Here is a 23,687-nt window from a genome sequence, read left to right on the forward strand (position 1 = left end):
TTGCGCCTCAGGCGGCTTCGCGGCTGATGCGCAGGGCCTGGGTGATCATCGGCACCTGGAACGGCAGCCGCAGCACCGATACCCACTTGATCGCCTTGGCCGCCTTCGGATTTCGCACCGAATCGGCGGCGAACTGGATGTTGGCCGGGAACACCGCGAGGAACAACAGCACCGCGAGCCGCCCCCCGAGCCGCCGGGTCCGCGGGGCAGCCAAGGCGGCCGCCACCCCGATTTCGGCCACACCCGACGCGTAGGTGTAGGTGCGCGCCCGACCTGGCAGAGCCGGCGGCACGATCGAATCGAAGGGCTTGGGCGCCACGAAATGCAGCGTGCCCATGCCGAACAGCGCGGTACTCATCAGCACCGCTCGCCGCTGCGAGCCTCGACCGGCGTCACTCATGCGGTATTCCTTTCTCCGCCCCGGCTCCGCGCTCTCTCCGCCGCGAGTGGGGTCGCTCCGTGGTGACGCTACGCTCCTGCCTACTCGCGTGCCCAGTCCCTCGACCCGGCTTCCGGCCGGTACGCTGCCGATCTGTGGCACAGGTGAGCAACGACATATCCGGGGGATACCGTGTTCGGTGACAGCTCACGAGGTCTGGGCCGTTTGACGGATCGTCCCGATTACGCGCTGGTCGGCATACTCCGCATTCCCGAAATCCGGACCAGCCCGTGGGTCTCGCTGACCCGCCGGGTCGCGTTCGCGGTGCTGCTGCTGGTGGCGGCGACGCTGGTGGTCTATTTCGGCCGCGCGGGTTATCACGACAACCGCGGCGAGGAACTGACTCTCCTCGACGCCGCCTACTACTCGACGGTCTCACTGTCGACGACCGGCTACGGCGACATCACCCCGATCACGGAGCAGGCGCGCCTGATCAACACGATCGTCATCACCCCGCTGCGCGTGTTGTTCCTGATCGTCTTGGTCGGCACCACCCTGCAGGTCCTCACCGAGCGGTCCCGGCAGGCGTTCAAAATTCAGCGATGGAGGCAGAAGGTGCGTAATCACACCGTGGTCGTCGGATACGGGACGAAGGGCCGGACCGCGGTCGACGCGATGCTCGGCGACGGGGTGCAACCTGCCGAGATCGTGGTGGTCGACACCGATGCGACCGTCTTGGAGGCCGCGGCCAATGCCGGCCTGGTGACGGTGCACGGCTCGGCGACGCAATCGGATGTGCTGCGGCTGGCCGGAGCTCAGCACGCGGCCTCGCTGGTCATCGCCGCGAACCGGGACGACACCGCGGTGCTGGTCACGCTCACCGCGCGGGAACTCAATGCCAAGGCCAAGATCGTCGCGTCGATCCGGGAGGCCGAGAACACCCATCTGGTGCGGCAATCGGGCGCGGATTCGGTCGTGGTCTCCTCGGAGACCGCGGGCCGGCTGCTCGGTATCGCGACCACCACGCCCAGCGTCGTCGACATGATCGAGGACCTGCTCACCCCGGAGGCCGGGTTCGCGATCGCCGAACGCGACGTGGAATCCGACGAGGTCGGCGGTTCGCCGCGGCATCTGCGGGATATCGTGCTCGGCGTGGTCCGGGAGGGCACGCTGATCCGGGTCGACGAGCCCGAGGTGGACGCCCTGGAAACCGGCGACAAACTCCTCTACATCCGCCGCGTGCACAAATAGCCCGGACCGGGGAAGCCTGCTCCGCGCAGGTCGCAACCACCGCGATACCCTCGAAGCGTGTCGGTATTCGAACTGAATGGTCTTCCACTGCTGTCTCGTTCCGCCCTCGATCGTGCGGAGACGTTGCGCTCGGACGAGCAGGCATTGAAGCAAGGGTGGGCCGAGGCCAAACTGGTGCGGATGAACCGGCGGGGGCAGGTTCGGATCGACGGTGATCAGCTGGTGCTGGAGGCGGCGTTGGATTATGCGTCCGAGCCGGTGCCCGAGGCGGTCCTGCTCGGTGTGGTCGACGGCGCGCACATCTGGGGGGTTCGGGACAACGAGCTCGAGGGTCAGTTGATGGACCTGCGGGTGGTGGGCACCTCGCTGCACCTCGACGACGTGATTCTCGGCATTCTGTCCACCGCACTGGCGCTGCTGAACTGGCACGACCGCGCCCGCTACAGCGCTGTCGACGGCAGCCCGACCACCGTGTCGAATGCCGGCTGGTCGCGTGTCAACGCCTCCGGACACGAGGAATTCCCGCGTATCGATCCGGCCATCATCTGCCTGGTGCACGACGGTAGCGACCGGGTCCTGCTCGGCCGGCAGCAGAACTGGCCGGAGAAGATGTTCTCGCTGCTGGCCGGCTTCGTGGAGGCGGGGGAGTCGCTGGAACGCTGCGTCGAACGCGAGATTCGCGAGGAGGTCGGCGTCGCGGTGCGCGACATCCGCTACCTCGGCAGTCAGCCGTGGCCGCTGCCGCGTTCGCTCATGCTGGGGTTCGCCGCGGTCGCCGATCCCGATGCACCGCTGGTCTTCTCCGACGGTGAGATCGCCGAGGCCCACTGGTTCACCCGCGACGAGGTGCGCACGGCACTGGCCGCGGGCGCGTGGGGTTCGGTCACCGGCGACACCGGAAACGCCGAGCAGCAACGGCTCCTGCTGCCGGGCTCCATCTCGATCGCCCGCACCATCGTCGAATCCTGGGCTGCGGCAGGCTGATTCGCCCGCGCTCGCCGTCGGTCAGCCGATCGCGGCGAGGGCGCTCTTCACCTGGGCGAGGCTCGGGTTGGTCGCGGTGGACCCGTCGGAGTACTTGACGGTCGGCACCACGTGGTTGCCGCCGTTCACGCTGCCGACGAACTCGGCCGCGTCGGGATCCTGTTCGATGTCGACGACGGTGTAGGTGATGCCCGCCTCGTCGAGTTGCTTCTTCAGGCGGCGGCAGTAGCCGCACCAGGTCGTCGAGTACATGGTCAGGTCAGTAGCAGTCACGCCTGATTGAACATCGAATCGGTTTTCCGTGTTCCCACGGCTGGCTGTGATGTCCGCCGGAAGGGACTTGCCAAAACAGATAGTAAGCGCGCATACTAAATTCATGACGCAGATTGCCGCAGCTCACGCCGTATCCACCGCCGCACCCGCCGACTTCTTCGCGGTCTGGGCCGATATGGCCACCTGGCCGGAATGGAATGCCGACACCGAGTGGGTCCGGCTCGACGGCCCCTTCGCCGAGGGGGCGACGGGCACCTTGAAGCCGAAGGGAGGCCCAAAGGTCGCGTTCGTGATCGAGAAGCTGACCGGCGAGGAGTTCGTCGACGTCTCCCGGTTGTTCGGCGCCCGGCTGATCTTCGCGCACCACGTGGTGGAGACGGCCGCGGGCACCGAGGTGTCGGTGACCATTTCGATGACCGGCCCGCTGCGCCGGCTGTGGTCGGCGTTGATGGGCGGCGGACTGGCCGATTCGGTCCACCGTGACCTCGCGGCGCTGGTCGAGACGGCCGAGGCGCGCCGGGCTGTTCCGGGCACCCGCTGAATCGTTCGAGGAGGACTCATGAGCAAGTACTGGCTGGCCGTCGTCTCCCGCGATCACGTGCGTCGCGGGGTGGCGCTGGGCATCGCGCAGGCCAATCATGGCAAGCGAACCGCGGTCGAACGGATGCGGCCGGGTGACGGGCTCGTCTACTACTCGCCCAGAACCGGGATGCGCGAGGGGGACGCGGTGAAGTCGTTCACCGCAATCGGCACGATCGACGATCGGCCCGTGTGGCAGGCCGACGATCAGGGCGGCTGCTTCCGGCCGTGGCGGCGCGCGGTGACCTACCGCCCGGACGCGCGCGATGTCGCGATCGATACCGTGCGCGGTGACCTCGATCTCACCAGCGTCCCCCATTGGGGCATCGTCCTCCGGCGCGGCGTGGTGGAACTGAGCGCGCACGACTTCGAGGTCATCTCCCGGGCCATGCTGGGCGAGGACGCGGGCGAGATGTCGGCGGCCGCCCGGTGAGTGACGAAAATCGTGCCCTGCGAACCGAATTCGGCAGCGCCGACGAAAGCCCCGGCCTGTTGTTGTGGCAGGTGACCAACCGGTGGCAGGCAGCGGTGCGCGCGGCGCTGGCCCCGTTCGATCTCACTCACGTGCAGTTCGTTCTGCTGGCCGCGCTGACCTGGTTCGGCGGGTCGGACGCCGGCACCCCGATCACGCAGCGCGATCTCGCCGCCCATGCCGCCACCGACCCGATGATGACCTCCCAGGTGTTGCGCGCCCTGGAACAGAAGGGCCTGATCGAGCGGCGGGATCATCCGCACGATCGGCGCGCGAAATCCCTGGTTCCGACGAAAGCCGGTGTGGCACTGGTCAATCGCGCGATCGTCGCGGTGGAGGACTGCGACCGGGAGTTCTTCGGGCCGTTGCACGCCCGTACCGCCGACTTCGCCGCGTCGTTGCGGACGCTGCGGGACGCGCGGAGTTGAGCGACGGGCGCGCCGGCCGGGGGAGCCGCGGCGGGACCCCCGTGGCGCCGGGCAACCGGGGGCGTCGTCGCGGCGGCACGGATGTCGGTGGTGCCTGTCATGATGGAGCGCGTGCCTGTCCCGACCTCATCGACCAGCCTGCGGCTCGACGGGCTCGATCCCGAGCAGGCAGCCGCGGTGCGGGCGCCGCGTGGGCCGGTGTGTGTGATCGCGGGCGCCGGCACCGGCAAGACCCGGACCATCACCCACCGCATCGCCCATCTGGTCTCGGCCGGGCATGTGCGTGCCTACCAGGTGCTGGCGGTGACCTTCACGGCCCGGGCGGCCGGTGAGCTGCGCTCCCGGTTGCGTGCGCTCGGCCTGGGTGGCGATGCGCAGACCGTCCAGGCGCGTACCTTCCACGCCGCGGCGCTGCGGCAGCTGAAGTATTTCTGGCCGCAGATCGTCGGCGACGTGCCGTGGAAACTCATCGACTCCAAATTCGCGGTCGTCGCCCAGGCCGCCCAGCGCGTCGGCCTGCCGACCGCGACGGAGAACGTGCGTGATCTGGCGGGTGAGATCGAATGGGCGAAGGCCTCGCTCATCGCGCCGGAGGACTACCCCGGCGCCGCCCACCGCCACCACCGCGACATCCCGTATCAGGCGGACAAGGTCGCGGCCGTCTACACCGGCTACGAGACGTTGAAGAACACCGCGGACGGTCTGCTGCTCGATTTCGACGATCTGCTGCTGCACACCGCCGCCGCGCTCGAGGACTACCCGGCCGTGGCCGAGGAATTCCGTGGCCGCTACCGGTGCTTCGTCGTCGACGAATATCAGGACGTGACCCCGCTGCAGCAGCGGGTACTCGACGCGTGGCTCGGCGATCGCGACGATCTGACCGTGGTCGGCGACGCCAATCAGACGATCTACTCGTTCACCGGCGCCAGCCCCGCCTATCTGCTCGATTTCTCTCGCCGGTTCCCGGACGCCACCGTGGTCCGGCTGGAACGGGACTACCGATCCACGCCGCAGGTGGTGTCGCTGGCCAATCGCGTGATCGGCGCCGCGCGCGGACGCATCGCGGGGACCCGGCTGCAATTGGTCGGCCAGCGCGCCGACGGGCCGGAACCGTCGTTCGCCGAATACGACGACGAGGTCGCCGAGGCCACCGCCGTCGCCAAGGGCATCGCCGGTCTGCTCGGGCGTGGTGTCCCGGCCGCCGAGATCGCCGTGCTGTATCGCATCAACGCCCAGTCCGAGGTGTACGAGCAGGCGCTGACCGAGGCGGGCATCCCCTACCAGGTCCGCGGCGGTGAGGGGTTTTTCCAGCGGGCCGAGGTCCGGCAGGCGGTGCAGGCGCTGCGGCAGGCCGGAGCCCGCGACGACCTGCCCGCGGCCCGCGGGCCCGAGGTGGTGACGCTCGTGCGCGCGGTCCTGGCCCGGCTCGGGCTCACGGCCGAGGAGCCGGCCGGTGCGCAGGCCCGCGAGCGCTGGTCGTCGCTGGTGGCACTGGTACAGCTCACCGAGGAACTCGCCGCCCACGATCCCGGCCTCGAATTCGCCGGACTGCTGCGGGAACTGGCCGCCCGCGCCGAGGCCCGCCACCCACCGACCGTGCAGGGTGTGACCCTGGCCTCGCTGCACGCGGCGAAGGGGCTGGAATGGGATGCGGTCTTCCTGGTCGGGCTCACCGACGGCACCCTGCCCATCGCCCATGTTCTGGGCGAGGGCGGCGCGGTGACCGACGAGGCCGCGCTGGAGGAGGAACGGCGGTTGCTCTACGTGGGCGTGACCCGCGCGCGCGAACATCTGCGGTTGTCGTGGGCGCTGGCGCGTGCCGACGGCCGGCGCCGCAACCGGCGGCGCAGCCGATTCCTCACCGGGCTGGTGCCGGAGGATTCTCCGGCGTCGATGGTCGCCCAGCAGGCCGGTGCGCGGGGTGGTCGCGGCCGCCGGCTGCCGGTCTGCCGGGTCTGCGGGCGTTCCCTGCTCAATTCGACCGACACGCTGCTCGGCCGCTGCTCGGGCTGCCCGGCCGAGGTGGATACCGAACTGCTCGGCGCGCTGCAGGAGTGGCGACGACAGCGGGCCGAGGAGTTGCAGATCAAACCGTTCGCGGTGGTGAGCGTCAAAACGCTGACCGCGATCGCCGAACAGGTGCCGATGGACGAGGACGCGCTCGCCGCGATTCCGGGTATCGGACAGCAGAAGTCGCAGCAGTTCGGCCCGGAGCTGCTGGCGATCGTGCGATCCCGGGTGCGCAACCGGTGATTCGGTGAGGCTGCGCGAGTGACAAAACCGCAGGTGAAAAATAGGTTGTGCGGTTGTGTATCGCACCCGTAGGGTGGTGATCACGCGCTGGGAGGGCATTCCGGCGCGCACAGTGATCAGTCGGATAACGAGTAGGAGGGAGGTAGACAAAATGAACAACATCGTGACTCTCGCTTCGAGAAGCGTTGTGGCACCGGTGGTTTCTGTCGTGTCCGCCTCCCGGGGGGTCCTCGCCTTGCAGGGGACCGGTCTGTCTGTCGCAAGCATTATCGGTGCTCGACCGCAAGCGCCCGCATATGCAATTGCCGCAGACAAGTCCGAGTGGGGTTGGCACCCGGCACACGTCGGTTTCCACACCGACGCAGCCCACGCCTTCGCAGTCGAAGCCGATCGTATGACGGCGAATCTGCAGGCAGCCCGCCTCCGCAACGCACACCCAGCGACCGTGATCAGTAACCGACACCGAAGTCGGTTCAGGTAGAACCCACTACCACAGCCTCCTGGCCACGGATCGCCCGAAGCGAAACCGTGGCCATAGTTCTTTTCGGCCTCCAGCCACCGGCACCGGTTTCGCGGAAGACAACGAAACCACCGCTGCACGAGCTGAAGGAGCAAGACGTGTCCACCGCGACCGTTACTCGCGCGACATGCCGATCGACCCAGGCCTCGAGGCCGGCCCGCACCCGCGGTGTCGCGCTGACCCTGCCCTGCCGAGTCGGTGACCCGGACCTGTGGTTCGCCGAAAGCCCGACCCAGCTGGAAGAGGCCAAGGCACTGTGCGCTTCCTGCCCGATCCGCAAGGGCTGCCTCGCGGCTGCCCTGGATCGCGCCGAGCCCTGGGGTGTCTGGGGCGGCGAGATCTTCGAACAGGGCGTCGTGATCGCCCGCAAGCGGCCGCGCGGCCGCCCGCGTAAGGTCGCACTGGCGTGATCGGCGCCGGTTCGGGCCGAGCGCGGATCCGCCTCGGCCACCTCTGGGAGCACGAACGAGCCCCGCATCTTTGTCGGATGCGGGGCTCGTCCCATATTCGGGGTAGGTGAACGATCAGCTGGCGCTTCGGTATTCGGCGTAGCCGGGTACCCAGTCGTGCATCAGCTTCATGAACGGAACCTCGGCGTCGAGCTGCGCGCAGATGCCGATCGAACCCATCAGCACCCGGAACACCATGATGTGTTCGGCCGGAAGTTGCAGCGACATACCCGTTTTCATCTCCGGGCGGCTCACGTCGGTTGCCTTGCCCGCCACGCGCTGCATCCACTTGCGGGTGAAGTGGAACGAATCCTCGCGGATGGGATCGGTGAACGGGCGCAGATAGTCGGCGATCTCGGCATGCGTGACGCTGCGGCCGGGTATCACCCAGCCGTTGCTGTACATCAGCTCGGTCAGTTCCTCGAACCGATCCTCGACCGCCATCGCCACCATCTGGCCCAGCACGGGCGGGAAGCCGTCGGGCAGCGGGGCGCAGGCGCCGAAATCGAGCACCGCCAACCGGCCGTCGTCGAGCATCATGAAATTGCCGGGGTGCGGATCGGCGTGCAGCAGGCCGGCCAGGGCGGGGGAGGAGAAGTGGAATTCACCCATCAGGGTTGCGACGCGGTTGCGCAGCTCGACCGTGCCCGCCGGATCCTGGTGGCCGCGCTTGATGATTTGGGAGACCGGGGTGCCGTCGAGCCACTCGGTGACGATCACCTTCGGTGCCCCGGCCACCACCTTGGGTACCAGGAACCTCGGGTGCCCGTCGAAGGCTTTGGCGAAGCGGCGCTGGTTGGCGGCCTCGGTGCGGTAGTCGAGCTCTTCCTCGGTGCGCTCGGTGATCTCGGCGAGGATGGGTTTGACGTCGGCGCCGGGGACGACGGCGGCGATCATGCCGGCCATCCGATTGAGTGTCTTGAGGTCAGCACGCAGCGCCTCGTCGGCGCCGGGGTACTGGACCTTCACCGCCACCGTGCGGCCGTCGGACCACTCGGCCTTGTGTACCTGTCCGATACTGGCCGAGGCGGTAGGGGCGTCGTCGAAGGAACGGAAGCGCTTGCGCCAGGCCGTGCCCAGTTGCTGGTCCAGCACCCGGTGCACCGCGGCGGCCGGCAGCGGCGGCGCGGCGGCCTGCAGCTTGGTCAGCGCCTCGCGATAGTGCTCGCCGAACTCCTCGGGTACGGCGGCCTCCATCACCGACAGCGCCTGGCCGAATTTCATTGCGCCGCCCTTGAGCTCGCCGAGAACGGAGAAGATCTGCTCGGCGGCCTTCTGATTCAACTCGGCATTGATCTCGCCCTTGTCGCCGCCGGCGAGTTTGCGGCCGAACCCCACAGCGGCCCGTCCCGCGATACCGAGTGGAATCTTCGCCAACTTGGCGTTGCGGGATGAGCTACGGCGCACAATCTCAGACACACCCCCATCATGGCTGACCCACCATGTCGCGTGCCATGTGAATTGCGTGAACTCCACCCCTGGAGCGAGACGTGTCATCGGTCACAGTCGGGCCGGTCGGGGCCGTGGTCTGCGTGTGCGAATCCCTGGGAAACGGCTTATCGGTGGTGGTCGGCGGGTGTTCGTCGCCTATTTTGGTCATAACGACAAAAAGTTGGCGCGAATCTCTGTGTCCTGGTGTTTTAGTCGGTTAGACTAAAACTATGACGACACTGCGAGCAGCCGCGGCGACCCTCCGGAAGGTGCGGCGTCCGGAAGACCTGTTCGGCGTGGCGACAACGGATTCCACCGCTCGCCGCATCGCGCATCGGACGTATCTGCGGCTGGCCGCCGCGCTGCATCCGGACCGGGTAGCCGTGGCCGACGCCGAGCGGGCCACCGCGGCATTCGTCCGCCTCGGCGAGTTGTATCGGAGCTGGCTGGCGGCCGAGCACACCTTCGAGGTGTGTGGCATGCGGGGGCGGTATCGCCTCGGCGCATTGCACGCCGCCGGTTCCGTCGCGGACCTGTACCGCACCGACTCGGCGGCCGCCGTGGTGAAGATCGCACGGCGGCAGGCCGCGAATTCGCTGCTGGCGAACGAGCGGAACGCGCTGACGGATATCGCCGCGCTCACCGGCGAGCACGAGTGGCTGACGCCGTACTACCCGCGCCTGATCGACACCGTCGACCACACCGATACCGAATCCGGCGAGGTGCGCGCGATCAACGTGCTCGACGCGCTGACCGAAGGGTTCGTGACGCTGGCTCGAGTCCGCGCCGCGTATCCGCGCGGACTCGACCCACGCGACTATGCCTGGATGCACCGCCGGCTGCTGCGCTGCCTCGCCGGTGCCGCGACCGCGCACTGGGTGCACACCGCGGTATCCGCGGAGAACGTGCTCATCCATCCCCGTCTGCACGGGGTGGTGCTGGTCGGCTGGTCGTTCGCGACCCGGCCCGGGCGGGTGCCGGCGGCCACGCCGGCCTCGATCGACTATCCGCCCGAAACGGGCAGCGGGGTCTGCCCGCGCACCGATGTGTATCTGGCCCACCGGCTGCTGCTCACCATGCTCGGCGACCGCGCGCCCGCGCCGATGCGCGCCTTCGCCGAGGGCTGCCTGCAATCCGCGCCGCGGCTGCGGCCCGACGCCCGCACCCTGCTCGACGAATTCGACGACCTGCTCGACCGGCTGTACGGCGCCCGCCGCTTCCGGCCGTTCGAACTACCGAAAGGACAGTGATCACCATGGGATACGGACAGTGGGACGACAGTGCCTACGACGCCGCGCGTACCTTCCGCGCCGCCCGCGGACTCGACGACTTCGGCTATACCGCCGACATGCGGGCCAAGCCCTATCCGGAATGGGTCGCGCATCCGCTGCTCGACCCCTTCGGCGTCGGGGTGCGCGAATCCCGCGATTCCGACGAGCACGGGGCCTCGCTGCCGATCGCGGTGCTGTTCGACGTCACCGGGTCGATGGGGCGGGTCCCGCGCATCATGCAGGAGAAGCTGGCTACCCTGCACGGCCTGTTGCAGCGCAAGGGATATGCGGAGGATCCGCAGATTCTGTTCGGCGGAATCGGCGATGCGGACTGTGATCGGGTGCCGCTGCAGATCGGGCAGTTCGAGTCCGACAATCGGATGGACGAACAGCTGCGCCTGATTCTGCTGGAGGGGGGCGGTGGCGGACAGAAATCCGAAAGTTACGAACTCGCAGCGTATTTCATGGCCCGGCACACGGCGACGGACGCGTGGGACAAGCGCGGACGCAAGGGTTATCTGTTCATCGTGGGTGACGAGCTGAACAAGTCGCGACTCGCGGCGGCGCATGTACGCCGGGTAATCGGCGACGATGTGCCACAAAACATTTCGGTTCCCTCGATCTACCGCGAGCTGGCCGATCGGTGGCATGTGTACTACATCCTGCCGAATCAGTCCCATTACTACACCGACCCGGAGATTCTCGAGCACTGGCGGGGAGTGCTCGGAGAGCGGGTGCTGCGGTTGGACGATCCGGCGGCGGTGTGCGAACTCATCGCGCTGACCATCGGGATCGGCGAGGACCGCGTCGATCTGGGTGCCGGCCTGGCCGATCTGCGGGATATCGGATCCGACGCCGCCGAGGTCGTCGGTAAGGCGCTGGCCCCGATCGGTACTCCCGTCCGCTCCCGCGGTGCGGGCGCACTGCCGGCGGCGACCCCGGGCGACGACGACGTCCGGTTCTGATCGCGAGCCCGATCCGACAAGCGAAGGGAACACATCATGTTCGGCGACCGGCATGTGATCGTGGTCGATCTGGGATTCGGCGACGCCGGGAAGGGCGCCACCGTGGATTGGCTGTGCTCGCCACAGGCCGGCTTGGAGGTGGCGGCCGTCGTGCGCTTCAACGGCGGCGCGCAGGCCGCGCACACCGTGATCGCCGACGGCCGGCGCCACACCTTCCGGCAGTTCGGATCGGGCACGCTGTCGGGCGTGCCGACGGTGCTGTCGCGGCATGTGCTGGTGGATCCGATCGCTCTGGCGGCCGAGGCCGAAGCGTTGGCCGCGTTGGGGGTCGCGGATCCGCTGGGATCGATCGTCGTCGACGAGCGCGCACTGCTGACCACTCCGATCCACGGAGCCGCCAACCGCTGCCGCGAGGATGCGCGCGGTGCCGCACGGCACGGTTCCTGCGGTATGGGCATCGGGGAGACCGTGCGCTACGCACTCGAGCACGATGCGCCTCGGGTCCGGGACTGCCGGAGCCCGGATGTCCTGCGCCGCAAGCTGATCGCGCTGGAGCGGCACTACGCGCCGCTGCTGGCGCGCGGGCGGCACGGCTGGGAGCCGATCGACGCCCTCGTCGAGGTGTATACGGAATTCGCGCGGACGGTCGCACTGGTGCCGGGCGAGCAGCTCGCGGTCTTCGCCGCCGCGGGCCGGCTGGTCTTCGAGGGCGCCCAGGGCGTGCTGCTCGACGAATGGCGGGGCCTGCACCCCTACACCACCTGGTCGACGGTGGAACCCCGCCATGCCCGCGCCATGCTGGCACGCATCGGCGCACCGGGCACGGTGCTGGGAGTGACACGTGCGTACCAGACTCGCCACGGCGCGGGCCCCTTTCCGACCGAGGACACGGCATTGGCGGTCCCGGAGCCGCACAATGCCACCGGCCCGTATCAGGGCGTCTTTCGCGTCGGCCATCTGGATCCGGTCCTGCTGCGCTATGCCGTGGAGGCGTGCGGGGGAGTCGACGCCCTCGCCGTCAACCACCTGGATCTCGTGGCCGGTCGTGACGACTTCCGCACTGCCGCAGGATATTTCGCCCCGGACGGATATCGGGACCGGATCGATTGTGGCGCCTGGCGGGATCTGGGTCATCAGCGGTGGCTGACAGGTCTCCTCGCGCAGAGCACCCCGGATCTCGTTCCGCTGCCGGCGGACGTTCCGGAATTCCTGGAACGCCGGCTCGGCGCGCCGGTGGTGCTGACCGGGTACGGCCCCGATCGCGCCGATCGCGTGGCCCGGGTCGCGGCTGCGGCATGATGGTTGGCCGTGGAGCAGCAATCCGCCGTATCGCTCGATGTCCTCGCCCTGCGATTCGGCGCCGACGACCCGGCCGTCACCTTCGGGGTGGCGCCGAGGCAGTGGGAGCCGTTCGCCGGCGAGCTGGCCCTGCCCGGAGTGCTGCTCGGCCGCGGTGAGCGACTCGTTACGGCGGCCCGCCGCGCGGTACACAGCAAACTGGGCGTGCCCGAGGATGCGATTCTCGCCGTCGGTCAGCTGGTCACGTTCGACGAACCGCACCGCGATCCGCGCGGGCCGACGCTCTCGATCGCGATGTGGGCGGTACTCGGGGGCCCCGCAACACCCACCGGTGCTCGATGGGTTTCGTTCGATGCGGTCCCGCCGCTGGCCTTCGACCACAACATGATCGTCGAGGTCGCCCGGGAACGGCTCGCCGAGATGCTCTGGAAGGACCTCACTTTCACCCGTCCCCTGATCGGCGAACAGTTCCCGGCCACGCGCGCGGTCGCCCTTGCGACGGCGCTGGCCGGCACTCGTCCCGACCCCGGCAACCTCAACCGCACCCTGGCCGCGATCCCCGGCCTCACCCGCACCGGGGAACGAATGCGAACCAAGGCCACCGGACGGCCTGCGGCCGTCTGGTCCTTCAACGACTCGGCCACCAGCGAGCACTGATCCGACCGAACCCGCCCACCTCGCGATCGAGACCACGGCGGCCCTGAGGCGAGACTCTGTCACCGCCCGAGCTGCGGCGCGGGCCACCTTCGTCGCGCTCATACCGATCCTCCGGCGACGGATGCCGCGCGATCGTCGGCCGCCGCTTCGGTTACCGTGGCTGCGATTCGGCGGCAGGCGCAGTCCGCGTGCGGGGTCCAGCGGCGCCGGGCGACGCGCCGGGTGTGTGGATCGAATTCCAGTGTGGTGTCCAGGGTTCGGGGCGGGTCGTCGGCGGCATCCTCGATGATCGATTCGATCTCGCGCAGTGTCAGGGCGGCGGTGGCGGCAATGGTCGCGGGGGAGGCGTAGCCGGTCCGGCCGAGCAGTTGCGCCGCCAGATGCGGCCATTCGGCGTCGAATTCGGTGCGGGTCAGGTCGGCGCAGCGCAGACAGCTGGTACCGCCGGGCAGCACCAGCGGCCCGATCACACCGTGCCCGTCGCGGATGCGAACCTGCAGATGCGGGATCCGGCGCACCAGCAGCATGCTGACCAGTTCCGGCACCGGCACCAGCGCATCTGTGAGTATCACCAGATCGGTGGACGGCAGGGAATCCGAAGTACCGCCGCGGTACTCGCTCGAACGCGTCGGAGTGATGCCCAGTCGCCGAATACCGCCGTGCAGCGAATCCGCCAAGGGCCCGCGGCCGTGTACGTGCACGGTCCGCACGCGAGTGCGGCGCGCCCGCGGCCACACCAGCAGTCCGGCCGCGTCGATATCGCGTAACAGCTCCAGGGCCACGCCACCGAGACCGAGCTGCCCGGCCTCCCATAGAAGCTGAGGATGGCTGTGCAGACCGTCGAGCAGCCGGACGAAGGCGACGACCGCATCGGTCTCGACGGCGGGCGGGTGCAGGAGTACCGCGCGTTCGGGATCCCAACCCAATTGCACCGCGCCCGAGGGCCGGCGCAGAACCGCCACCCGCGGATGCAACATCGGTCCACGTGCGTGTGACAACGTCATGGGCCTCAGTATTGTCGCCGGCCCCGCTCGCACCGGGAGGAAAACCCCTGGTTATCCACAGGTTCGACGTTGTCCACAGGGTGCTTCGACTCGAGTCGCGGCCCCGCTCCGAACGCACCGTTTCACAAAACTCGCCGACGACTCGCCGTGAATTTTCCAGACCGGCGCCGAGAGTGCTAACGCCCGGCCACCGGCGGCCGACAATCGGGTCGATTCGTGTCGGTTAAAGGAGCAACATGGTCAGCGCATCCCTCGACGTGCCACCGGTGGCATCGCTGCACGGCGAACATCGGTTTCGGAGCCGCGGCGATCGTCCGATCGCGGCGGACGCGATTCGCGAGTACGCCCGGGCGATAGGCGCCACCGACCCCATCCACTGCGACGAACGTGCCGCCGCCGCTCGGGGATTCGATGCCCTGGTGGCCCCGCCGACCTTCGCCACCACGGTTTGGATGCGCGCCGAGGAAAGTACGCTCGAGGCACTCGTGCCGGGCTTCCACAACGGGCGCGTCGTGCACGCCGACCGCACGCTGGAAATCGTGCGCCCACTGCTGGCCGGCGACCGCATCAGCTGTGAAATCGGATTCGAATCCTTCCGCCACTACCGCGACTACGACGTGGTCTCGGTGACCACCCTGCTGCGCGACGACGACGGCCAGGTCGTGACCAGCGGCTCGTCCACGCTGCTGGTGCACACCCAGCCCGGAACCTGTGCGCGAACGGGGACGTCCGGCCGGCCGCACGATCTCGAACCGATTTCGGCGCCACGGCGCCTGCGCACGCCGCAGCGCGACCGGATCCAACCGTCGCTGCCGCGCCCTCTCGTGGATCTCGGCCCGCTGGCGGTGGGCGCGGATCTGCCCGCCGACACCGTCACGGTCGCGGCCGACGATGTGGTGCGGCACGCCGGTGTCGTCGATCCGCACCGGTGCGGCACCACGACGGGAACGGTGCCCGGCATGCTGACGTTCGGCCTGGTCGCGGGATATCTCGGTCGCTGGCTCGGCGATCCGACCGCGCTGACGAAACTGCGGGTGCAGTACGCGCCCAAGATGCACTATCTGCCCGTCGACTCCGATGCTCCGGCGTCGATCCTGTTCGGCGGACAGGTCGGCTGGCTCAGTTCGCGCCGCCGGATGGTGACCGTCGTGGTCGACGCATTGTCCAAGGGGCGCAAGCTGTTCGGCTACGCGACCGCCGAAGCTCGACTGGGCTGAGGCCGGGCCGACCGGCCTCGGTGACGCCGCCGGTCAGCGATCCTCGTTCTCGCCGCGCTCGTCACCGGCGTCCGGCGGATTCGTGCCCGAACCGGAATCGTCCTGGGCGGCAGTGCCTTCCGGGCTCTTGTCGCCTGCCGGGTTCTCGTTCGGCCGCTCCTGTTGCGCCGCAGCGCCTTCGCGGCGTTCGCGGGCCTCGGTCTCGGCCAGCTGCGCCAGCGGATCGTCGAAAACATTGGCGCCGCCGCCGATCACACCGTCGATGAAGCCGCTCGGCTTGTCGAGATCCTCGGAGCTGGGCAGCAGATCCGGATGCGCCCACACCGCGTCGCGCGCCGACATTCCCGCGTCGGTGGTCAGCCGCTGCCACAGCGTGGCCGCCTCCCGCAGCTTGCGCGGACGCAACTCCAAGCCGACCAGCGTGGCGAAGGTCTGCTCGGCCGGACCGCCGGTGGCGCGGCGGCGGCGTAGCGTCTCGGCCAGCGCACCCGCACCGGGCAGCCGGTCGCCGACCGCCTCGGCCACCACGACCTGAACCCAGCCCTCGATCAGTGCCAGCAGCGTTTCCAGCCGCTCCAGCGCGGCCTTCTGCTCCGGGGTGGTCTGCGGTTCGAAGGTGCCCTGCGACAGCAGTTCCTCGAGTTTCGACGGATCGGTCAGCGACATCGGATCGATGTTCTGCGCGGCCTCCTCGATCGCGGAGAAGTCCATGCGGATGCCCCGCGCGTAATCCTCGACCGCGCCCAGCACCTGCTGCCGCAGCCACGGCACATGGGCGAACAGCCGCTGGTGAGCGGCCTCGCGGGCGGCCAGATAGACCAGGATCTCGCTTTCGGGACGTTCCAGGCCCTTGCTGAATTCGCTGATCGCACTGGGCAACAGCGCCGCGGTTCCGGCCGGCCCCAGCGGCAGCCCGATATCGGTGGAGGTCAGCACCTCCTGGGCGAGCTGTCCCAACGCCTGCCCCAGCTGCGAGCCGAAGGCCAGACCACCCATCTGCCCGAGCATGCCGAGCATCGGCCCGGCGAACTGCTTGGCCTCCTCCGGCAGTGTCGAACTCCACATACCCGAGACCTGCTCGGCGACCGGATCGCACAGTCGCTTCCAGGTCGGCAGTGTCTGCTCGATCCAATCGTTGGGCGACCACGCGACCGTCCTGGTGGCCCCGGCGGGCAGGGTGGTCGCCGCGTCCAACCACAGTTCGGCCAGATGCGCGGCATCGCTGACGGCGCGCTGCGCACCGTCGGTGATCGGCGCGACCGTCGAACCGAGTTGCTGGCGAGCCAGCCGCTTGGCGACGTCGTAGTTGACCGGACTCGCCTGGCCGCCCGGCTGGCTCATGGTGGAGAACATCTGCCCGAGCGAGGTCAGCATCTGCCCGAAGGCCGCGGGATCGAATCCGGCCGCGCCCGAAGACCCCATGCCGAAGGCGAAGGGGTTGTTCGCTCCGGAACCGGCCTGATCGTCACGCTTGTCGCGGTCGGGATCGTCGTCGCGGTTCGAGAATCCGAAGGGCACGTCGCTCATGCCCCCAAGGCTACGCGGATGGTGATCGTGGAGCCGCTACTGTGGGCCGGGTGAATCGTCGGATCATCACCTTGATAGCGGCTCTGGTGCCCGTGCTCGTCCTCGGTGTGGTGGGCAGTGCGGTGACGGTGCCGTTCGTCGCTCTCGGCCCTGGTCCCACCTTCAATACCCTCGGCGAGGTGGAGGGCAAGCAGGTCGTCGCGGTGCAGGGCGCCGCGGTGGATCCGACCTCGGGACACCTGAACATGACGACGGTCTCCGTTCGCGACGGGCTGAATATATTCGAGGCGATGGGCTTGTGGGTGGACGGCCGCTACGGCTTGGTGCCGCGCGCCGAGGTCTACCCGCCCGGCGTTCCGCGCGACCAGGTGGACAAGTCCAACCAGGCCGATTTCAAGGAGTCCGAGGACAACGCCGAACTGGCGGCGCTGAACTTTCTGAAGTATCCGACCAAGGTTCAGGTGCGCGTGGTGGCCGACGACGGCCCTGCCAAAGCGGTGCTGCAGAAGGGCGACGAACTTGTGAGCGTGAACGGGAAACCGATCGCGACCTCCAAGGACGTGATCGACGCGGTGCAGGGCGCCGCCCCGGGGACGACGATCCCGATGGTGATCCGCCGCGGCGGCGCCGAACAGACGGTCGAGGTGAAACTCGGTGCGCGCCCGGACGATTCGAACAAGGCCTACCTCGGCGTCACTCCGCAGCAGGTGCCGGCCGGTCCGCTGCAGGTCGATTTCAACCTCGCCGATATCGGTGGCCCCTCGGCCGGCCTGATGTTCAGCCTGGCCCTGGTCGACAAGCTCAGCCCCGGTGAACTCAACGGCGGACGCTTCGTCGCCGGCACCGGGACCATCGATCCGCAGGGCAAGGTCGGCCCGATCGGCGGTATCCAGTACAAGATGATCGCGGCCCGCGACGCCGGCGCGGAGACCTTCCTGGTCCCCGCCGACAACTGCAACGAGGCACGCCAGCGCACCCCGGAGGGCCTGAAGCTCGTGAAGGTCGACACGTTGACCGCCGCGGTGCAGTCGCTGGACGACATCAACGCCGGACGCCCGGCCCCCAGCTGCGGTTAATCCGGCTCGTTCTCGAGCGTGTGGCGCAGCGCGTCGACCAGGTTGGGGGCCAGGTTCGGCGCGGTGCGCAGATCCAGCTCGGGGAAGGCCTCGTCCTCCTCGGGGCGTAACTGCAACAGGCACAACGAGACTCCGTCGCGGAGCACGCCCGCGTAGAGCCGGGCGTCGCGGCGTTCGGGATGCGTCTGCGCGGCGTCGCGGCCGGCGGCGTCGGCGGCGTCGCGGTCGGCCAGCAGCGGTGCGATGGCCTCGTCGAGCGTGCGTTCGGCGGTCGGCGGCAGCACCACGATCTGCTGCACCAGCACCACCCCCTCGACGGCGGGCGGCCAGCTGGTGGTGGCGAGGAATTCGTCGAGCGCCATCGAATCGCCGCTCAGATCGTCCGGAAGCGGTTCCTGGGCGATGGGAGTCAACGCGGCCCCGTCGTCGAGCTGATCCTCGAGCGTCGGCTCGGCGGCCACCAGGTCGGCGGTCGGCACCAGCGCGAACAACTGCGGCGGCTGATCCCAGCCCTCGGTGTCGGCGAACTCGGCCACGTCCCGGATGCAGCGGTACAGGGCGGAGGAGGGATTGTCCACAGTCACGGCCGACACTGTACGTCCAGCGCGAGCGCCCGCGTCCCCGCCACGGCATACCGGAGCCATCCCGATCCAAGCCGACCCGTTTTACGTAGAGTGGGGCGCGAGAGACGGTCCGCAGGGACCATACGCATCATCGGACTGCGGTGTATCGGCGACAATCGCTTCGGTACGCCGCCGGACCTGGGAGAGTGGCATCGTGGGCATGCGCCCCCCGACAGGCTTACCTTCGCTGTCTCGCCGCAGCCGGATATTGCTGATCACCGCGCTCGTGATTGCGGCGTTACTGCTGGTCGGCCCGCGGTTGACCGACGCGTACACCAACTGGTTGTGGTTCGGCGAGGTCGGCTTCCGCCAGGTGTTCACCACGGTGCTCGTCACCCGGCTCCTGTTGTTCCTCATCGTCGCGATCGTGGTCGGGGCCCTGGTCTGGCTGGCGCTGCTGGCCGCCTATCGAACGCGCCCGGTCTTCGTCCCGGTGTCCGGTCCCAGCGATCCGATCGCCCGCTACCGCACCACCGTGATGGGCCGGTTGCGGCTGTTCGGCATCGGCATCCCGGTCCTGGTCGGCCTGCTGTCGGGGCTGGTCGCACAGTCGAGCTGGGTCACGGTGCAGCTGTTCCTGCACGGCGGCTCGTTCGGGATCAAGGATCCGCAGTTCAACATCGACGTCGGTTTCTACGCCTTCGATCTGCCGTTCTACAAGCTGCTGCTGAACTGGCTGTTCGTGGCGGTGGTGATCGCGTTCTTCGCCAACCTCGTCACCCACTACATCTTCGGCGGGCTGCGGCTGTCCGGGCGGGAGGGCACGCTGACCCGCCCGGCGCGCATCCAGCTGGCGCTGATCGCGGGCACGTTCGTGGTGCTGAAGGCGGTCGCCTACTGGTTCGACCGGTATTCGCTGCTGTCGAGCACCCGCAAGGAACCCACCTTCACCGGCGGTTCCTACACCGATATCAACGCCGTCCTGCCGGCCAAGCTGATCCTGATGTCGATCGCGATCATCTGCGCCGTCGCGTTCTTCGCCGGCGTGGTGCTGCGCGATCTGCGCGTGCCCGCGATGGCGGCCGCCCTGCTGTTGCTGTCGTCGATCCTGGTCGGCGCGGTGTGGCCGCTGGTGGTCGAGCAGTTCGAGGTACGCCCGAACGCCGCGACCAAGGAAGCGACGTACATCGAACGCAACATCACGGCGACGCGGCAGGCCTACGGGCTCACCGACGACAAGGTCTCCTACGTCGACTACAAGGGTTCGCAGACGAAAGATCCGGGTTCGATTCCGGCCGATCAGCAGACCATCGGCAACATCCGGCTGCTGGATCCGAATCTGCTGACCCAGACCTTCATCCAGCGCCAGCAGCTGCAGAACTTCTACGGCTTCCCGGACCCGCTGGACATCGACCGCTACACCATCAACGGCGAGAAGCAGGACTACATCGTCGCGGCTCGCGAACTGGTGCCGCAGAACCTGTCGGGTAACCAGACCGACTGGATCAACAAGCACACCGTCTACACCCACGGTGACGGCTTCGTCGCCTCTCCGGCCAACCGGGTGAACGTGGCCCCGCCCAAGGAAACCCAGCAGGCGGCCACCGGCGCCGGCACCAGCAGCTCCAGCGGCGGGTACGGATATCCGGTCTTCAACGTCGGCGACAAGTCGACGGTCAGCGATCTGTTCACACCGAAGGACAGGCAGGCCATCCCGGTCGATCAGCCGCGCATCTACTACGGCGAGATGATCTCGAAATCGGATGCCGACTACGCCATCGTGGGCGGGAACAACCAGCCGCCGCGCGAATACGACACCGGCACCGAGCAGTACACCTACACCGGCCAGGGCGGTGTCCCGATCGGCAACTGGTTCAACCGGCTCGCCTTCGCCGCCAAGTACGCCGAACGCAACATCCTGTTCTCCGGCGCCATCGGCTCGGATTCGAAGATCATCTACAACCGTGATCCGCGCAGCCGCGTACAGCAGGTGGCGCCGTGGCTGACCACCGACGGCGATATGTACCCAGCCGTGGTAAACGGACGCATCCTCTGGATCGTCGACGCCTACACCACGCTCGACAACTTCCCGTACGCGCAGCGGACCTCGCTGGAGGGAGTCACCGAGGACAGCATCGATCAGAACACCGGTCGCACGCTGCCGCGCAAGGAAGTCAGCTACATCCGCAACTCCGTCAAGGCCACGGTCGACGCCTACGACGGCACGGTCAACCTCTACGACGTGGATCCCACCGATCCGGTGCTCAACGCGTGGCGCGGGGTGTTCCCGAACTCGGTGAAGCCGCAGAGCGAGATCTCGCCGGAGTTGCGTGCCCACTTCCGGTATCCGGAGGATCTGTTCAAGGTGCAGCGCGAGATGCTGGCGCGCTACCACGTCAACGATCCGCGCGAGTTCTTCACCAACAACGCGTTCTGGTCGGTGCCCAACGATCCGACCTCCGACACCCCGACCAACGCCCATCAGCCGCCGTACTACGTGCTCATCGGTGATCCGAAAACCGGTCGGCCGCAGTTCAATCTGACCAGTGCGATGGTCGGCTTCAAACGCCAGTTCCTCGCGGCGTACATCCAGGTCGCCTCCGATCCGGAGAACTACGGCAAGTTCACGGTGCTCAAGTTGCCGACGGATTCGCAGACGCCGGGGCCGCAACAGGTCCAGACGTCGATGACCACCGATGCCCGCGTCTCGAACGATCGGACATTGCTGACCGGTGGTAACACCAACAAGATCAAATACGGCAACCTGCTCACCCTGCCGATCGGCGAAGGCGGCATCCTCTACGTCGAACCGTGGTACCTGGAACGCAACAGTGGACCGACCACGGCGTCCTTCCCACAGCTGGTGAAGGTGCTCGCCTCCTATGGGGACAAGGTCGGCTACCAGTCCACGCTGGGTGATGCGCTCAACGACGTGCAAGACGGGCTGGGCGCCGCGACCACCCAGCAGCCGGGGCAGGCGGCGATCAACCCGCCCGGCCAGCAGGGCAGTACCTCACCACCGCCGTCGAATCAGAACACGCCACCGCCGTCCACGACAGCGCCGCCGCCGACCACCGGGTCGGCCGGGAAGGACGCGGCGGTCAAGGAGCTCAACGACGCCCTGAAGGGGGTCGAGGACGCCCAGAAGTCGGGTGACCTCGGCCAGCTGGGCAAGGCGCTGGAAGGGCTCCAGAAGGCCATCGACGATTACAACAAGGCCGGCGGTTAACGGCGGCCGGTGATCGACGACAACGGCGCCCCGGGATCACCCGGGGCGCCGTTCGCGTTCTGCGCCCGTGCCTGGCCGGGCGGCCTCGACGACGGGCCTGACCCACAAACGGCATTCGGCGCCGCCATCGCACGGATGGCGGCGCCGAATGCATGAGAAGCGTGCGCGGTACTACCGCGCTCGGGCTCAGCGGCCGAGAGAGTCGATCAGACCGCTGTTCTGGTCGAGGATCTGCCGGAACTGCTCGCCCACACCGAACTGCTGCGCGGCCTGCTTGCCGGCGTCGGTGGCCTTGTTGATCAGGTCCTGGCGATCGTTAGGCAGCTGGACCGGAGCGGTCGGCTCGGGCTGCGGGGCCGGCCGGGTCTCCTCGGCGGGCGCGTAGCGCAGGTACTGGCCGCACACCGGCCAGGCGCCGGAGCCCTGGGTCTGCAGCACGTTCTCCGCGACGCGGATCTGCTCTTCCTTGCTCGCGTTCTGCGGCGAGCCGCTGCCACCGTTGGCGCTCCAGGTGGACTGCGTGAACTGCAGGCCGCCGTAGTAGCCGTTGCCGGTGTTGATATTCCAGTTGCCGCCGCTCTCGCACTGCGCGACACCGTCCCAGTCGTGGGCGGGCGCAGCCGAAGCAGTGGTGGAAGCTGCGAACGGGACGGCAACAAGGGCGCCGGCGACGGCGGCGAAGCCGAGGGCGCGACTGCTGATCTTCCGGTTCTTGTTCATGGTGGTGTCCCTCCCTGCGCCCGCCGGCTCGGCGATGGTCCGCCGCGTCCCTGCCCCCAGGAGGTCGGGGATCCCCGAACCGCGGGGCAGGGTTGCCGGTGTGCAACGGTTCGGGTCTGGATGCCCATCACGGGTTCGCTCCGGGCCGCGTTCGACCATAACGAAGAGATCTCGACAGATCACGTCTTGATAACAGACACAATTGCATGAAGCGAATAACCGGATTCCAGCGTTGATGCAGGTTGGCTATGCAGTGGTCGGACATTCCAGTCGTTCGTTATGTGGTCGTTATGTGCGATGAATCACGTGCAAATAGTGGGCTGGGTCACGTTTTTTCGGGCTGCCTTTTGGAAACGCGCGCGTTTCCCAAGACGTTCTCCGTCATTCGGGGTGAAGCGATGCTTCCGCATCGAGTCGCCGGTTCGAATGGTTCGGCGTATCCGTGTGGCGATCCCGCGTTGTTCGGCGGGTCGATGGCCCCCCGTGATCCGTGAGAGCCGGGTCGCCGACGGTATTCCGCGATGTGGAACCCGCTCATGGAGGTCGCGGCGGTCGGCGCCGAAATCGCGTCTGCGCTTCTCGAAAACCGCTCTGACCACAGGATTTGCTACGTCTGTCGACTCGTGTGTAATGTTGTGTTCACCGACGCGGGGTGGAGCAGCTCGGTAGCTCGCTGGGCTCATAACCCAGAGGTCGCAGGTTCAAATCCTGTCCCCGCTACTAGTGAAAAGGTCCCGGAACCAGAAGGTTCCGGGACCTTTTTCGTTTCTGTCATGCCGCCGGGGCCTGGTCGCGCCTCGATTCGCGCCGATGGCAGCGCGTGGGCGGCGGAGGCGGCTATTCAGCGGTCGCGGAGCTGCCGACACTGCCCGATCCGGGTGCCGAAGCGGTGTCGATGCGGCGAACCCGCAGGCAGTGGACGGTTCTCGGTGGTGCGACCGGTCACCGGACAGCGGCGCTCATCACACTATTCCCACTGCTGGCAAGCCCGAGAGCGGCCAAATACTGTTCAGTAACTATGAGTCCTGTGCTGTTGTACGAACCCCGAAAGGGATCCTTGTGATAGATCACGGCGCCGTAGCGTAGATGCGTCGTACGCACCCCGCTCGGGCACTACCTCTTCTCCGCGCGCCCCGATAC

The 23,687-nt window shown here is 68.0% G+C and carries 21 protein-coding genes and 1 tRNA gene; 15 read left to right on the forward strand and 7 right to left on the reverse strand.

Translation table 11 applies throughout. The features are described 5' to 3' along the window. Positions 1-7: 7 nt before the first annotated feature. The gene (locus ACPCUW_RS12930) at positions 8-400 is read right to left on the reverse strand and encodes a DoxX family protein (protein WP_423424981.1); all 393 of its coding nucleotides are present in this window, start codon (positions 398-400) and stop codon (positions 8-10) included. Between the two features lie 171 nt (positions 401-571). On the opposite strand from ACPCUW_RS12930, the gene ACPCUW_RS12935 reads away from it, so the two are divergent. Together ACPCUW_RS12935 and nudC are read left to right on the forward strand one after the other, a co-directional pair. Next, positions 572-1,630, forward strand: a complete 1,059-nt coding sequence (locus ACPCUW_RS12935) for a potassium channel family protein (protein ID WP_063010321.1) — start codon at positions 572-574, stop codon at positions 1,628-1,630. Between the two features lie 57 nt (positions 1,631-1,687). Then, on the forward strand, positions 1,688-2,614 hold the full coding sequence (gene nudC, locus ACPCUW_RS12940) for an NAD(+) diphosphatase (protein WP_423424982.1): 927 nt from the start codon (positions 1,688-1,690) through the stop codon (positions 2,612-2,614). A 21-nt stretch (positions 2,615-2,635) separates the two neighbouring features. On the opposite strand, the gene ACPCUW_RS12945 is transcribed toward nudC, so the two are convergent. After that, entirely contained in the window at positions 2,636-2,887 is a 252-nt protein-coding gene (locus ACPCUW_RS12945) for a mycoredoxin (RefSeq protein ID WP_281207748.1), read from the reverse strand. Between the two features lie 103 nt (positions 2,888-2,990). Between ACPCUW_RS12945 and ACPCUW_RS12950 the strand changes: the two genes are divergently transcribed. The 5 genes from ACPCUW_RS12950 (at position 2,991) to ACPCUW_RS12970 (ending at position 7,549) form a co-directional block, all read left to right on the forward strand. Further along, the gene (locus ACPCUW_RS12950; RefSeq protein WP_195076174.1) at positions 2,991-3,428 is read left to right on the forward strand and encodes a hypothetical protein; all 438 of its coding nucleotides are present in this window, start codon (positions 2,991-2,993) and stop codon (positions 3,426-3,428) included. Between the two features lie 18 nt (positions 3,429-3,446). After that, positions 3,447-3,899: an EVE domain-containing protein gene (locus tag ACPCUW_RS12955; protein WP_423424984.1), complete on the forward strand. Its 453-nt coding sequence runs from the start codon at positions 3,447-3,449 to the stop codon at positions 3,897-3,899. Further along, positions 3,896-4,366 carry a MarR family winged helix-turn-helix transcriptional regulator gene (locus ACPCUW_RS12960; protein WP_063010329.1) on the forward strand — a complete coding sequence of 157 codons (471 nt, stop codon included), beginning with the start codon at positions 3,896-3,898 and terminating at the stop codon, positions 4,364-4,366. The genes ACPCUW_RS12955 and ACPCUW_RS12960 overlap by 4 nt, the downstream gene beginning before the upstream one ends. A 102-nt stretch (positions 4,367-4,468) precedes the next feature. Next, a complete protein-coding gene (locus ACPCUW_RS12965; protein WP_423425071.1) occupies positions 4,469-6,619 on the forward strand; it encodes an ATP-dependent DNA helicase UvrD2 in 2,151 nt (716 codons plus the stop codon). A 618-nt stretch (positions 6,620-7,237) separates the two neighbouring features. Next, the gene (locus ACPCUW_RS12970) at positions 7,238-7,549 is read left to right on the forward strand and encodes a WhiB family transcriptional regulator (protein ID WP_081879546.1); all 312 of its coding nucleotides are present in this window, start codon (positions 7,238-7,240) and stop codon (positions 7,547-7,549) included. A gap of 114 nt (positions 7,550-7,663) precedes the next feature. Here ACPCUW_RS12970 and ACPCUW_RS12975 read toward each other — a convergent pair whose 3' ends face one another. Beyond that, positions 7,664-9,007 (reverse strand): ABC1 kinase family protein, encoded by a 1,344-nt coding sequence (locus tag ACPCUW_RS12975; protein WP_063010479.1) that lies wholly within the window; start codon positions 9,005-9,007, stop codon positions 7,664-7,666. A gap of 242 nt (positions 9,008-9,249) precedes the next feature. Between ACPCUW_RS12975 and ACPCUW_RS12980 the strand changes: the two genes are divergently transcribed. The 4 genes from ACPCUW_RS12980 to ACPCUW_RS12995 are packed head-to-tail and all read left to right on the forward strand — an operon-like array spanning position 9,250 to position 13,211. Next, on the forward strand, positions 9,250-10,269 hold the full coding sequence (locus ACPCUW_RS12980) for a J domain-containing protein (RefSeq protein ID WP_423424986.1): 1,020 nt from the start codon (positions 9,250-9,252) through the stop codon (positions 10,267-10,269). A gap of 5 nt (positions 10,270-10,274) precedes the next feature. Further along, positions 10,275-11,255, forward strand: a complete 981-nt coding sequence (locus tag ACPCUW_RS12985) for a hypothetical protein (protein WP_423424987.1) — start codon at positions 10,275-10,277, stop codon at positions 11,253-11,255. Positions 11,256-11,291: 36 nt separating this feature from the next. Further along, entirely contained in the window at positions 11,292-12,554 is a 1,263-nt protein-coding gene (locus ACPCUW_RS12990; protein WP_423424988.1) for an adenylosuccinate synthetase, read from the forward strand. A gap of 9 nt (positions 12,555-12,563) precedes the next feature. Further along, positions 12,564-13,211 (forward strand): NUDIX domain-containing protein, encoded by a 648-nt coding sequence (locus ACPCUW_RS12995; RefSeq protein ID WP_245925292.1) that lies wholly within the window; start codon positions 12,564-12,566, stop codon positions 13,209-13,211. A gap of 98 nt (positions 13,212-13,309) precedes the next feature. On the opposite strand, the gene ACPCUW_RS13000 is transcribed toward ACPCUW_RS12995, so the two are convergent. Then, on the reverse strand, positions 13,310-14,215 hold the full coding sequence (locus ACPCUW_RS13000) for a TOMM precursor leader peptide-binding protein (protein ID WP_063910648.1): 906 nt from the start codon (positions 14,213-14,215) through the stop codon (positions 13,310-13,312). A gap of 236 nt (positions 14,216-14,451) precedes the next feature. On the opposite strand from ACPCUW_RS13000, the gene ACPCUW_RS13005 reads away from it, so the two are divergent. After that, complete coding sequence (locus ACPCUW_RS13005; protein ID WP_423424990.1) at positions 14,452-15,432, forward strand: FAS1-like dehydratase domain-containing protein; 981 nt, start codon at positions 14,452-14,454, stop codon at positions 15,430-15,432. 33 nt (positions 15,433-15,465) lie between these two features. On the opposite strand, the gene ACPCUW_RS13010 is transcribed toward ACPCUW_RS13005, so the two are convergent. Continuing rightward, positions 15,466-16,959 (reverse strand): zinc-dependent metalloprotease, encoded by a 1,494-nt coding sequence (locus ACPCUW_RS13010; protein WP_423424991.1) that lies wholly within the window; start codon positions 16,957-16,959, stop codon positions 15,466-15,468. A 50-nt stretch (positions 16,960-17,009) separates the two neighbouring features. On the opposite strand from ACPCUW_RS13010, the gene ACPCUW_RS13015 reads away from it, so the two are divergent. Continuing rightward, positions 17,010-18,035 carry a YlbL family protein gene (locus tag ACPCUW_RS13015; protein WP_181064132.1) on the forward strand — a complete coding sequence of 342 codons (1,026 nt, stop codon included), beginning with the start codon at positions 17,010-17,012 and terminating at the stop codon, positions 18,033-18,035. Here the strand turns inward: ACPCUW_RS13015 and ACPCUW_RS13020 are convergent. Continuing rightward, a complete protein-coding gene (locus ACPCUW_RS13020; RefSeq protein WP_228795381.1) occupies positions 18,032-18,679 on the reverse strand; it encodes a PPA1309 family protein in 648 nt (215 codons plus the stop codon). The two genes, ACPCUW_RS13015 and ACPCUW_RS13020, sit on opposite strands and share 4 nt — an antisense overlap. Before the next feature lie 133 nt (positions 18,680-18,812). Here ACPCUW_RS13020 and ACPCUW_RS13025 point away from each other — a divergent pair, with 133 nt between their 5' ends. After that, the gene (locus ACPCUW_RS13025; protein ID WP_082856692.1) at positions 18,813-21,827 is read left to right on the forward strand and encodes a UPF0182 family protein; all 3,015 of its coding nucleotides are present in this window, start codon (positions 18,813-18,815) and stop codon (positions 21,825-21,827) included. Positions 21,828-22,013: 186 nt separating this feature from the next. Here the strand turns inward: ACPCUW_RS13025 and ACPCUW_RS13030 are convergent, their stop codons facing one another. Then, positions 22,014-22,547 carry a transglycosylase family protein gene (locus tag ACPCUW_RS13030; protein WP_064906559.1) on the reverse strand — a complete coding sequence of 178 codons (534 nt, stop codon included), beginning with the start codon at positions 22,545-22,547 and terminating at the stop codon, positions 22,014-22,016. Positions 22,548-23,193: 646 nt separating this feature from the next. Between ACPCUW_RS13030 and ACPCUW_RS13035 the strand changes: the two genes are divergently transcribed. Beyond that, a tRNA-Met gene (locus ACPCUW_RS13035) sits at positions 23,194-23,267 on the forward strand. Positions 23,268-23,687: the final 420 nt, after the last annotated feature.

It is taken from the genome of Nocardia sp. AB354, from assembly GCF_049538315.1.
GTDB classification, from domain to species: domain Bacteria; phylum Actinomycetota; class Actinomycetes; order Mycobacteriales; family Mycobacteriaceae; genus Nocardia; species Nocardia nova.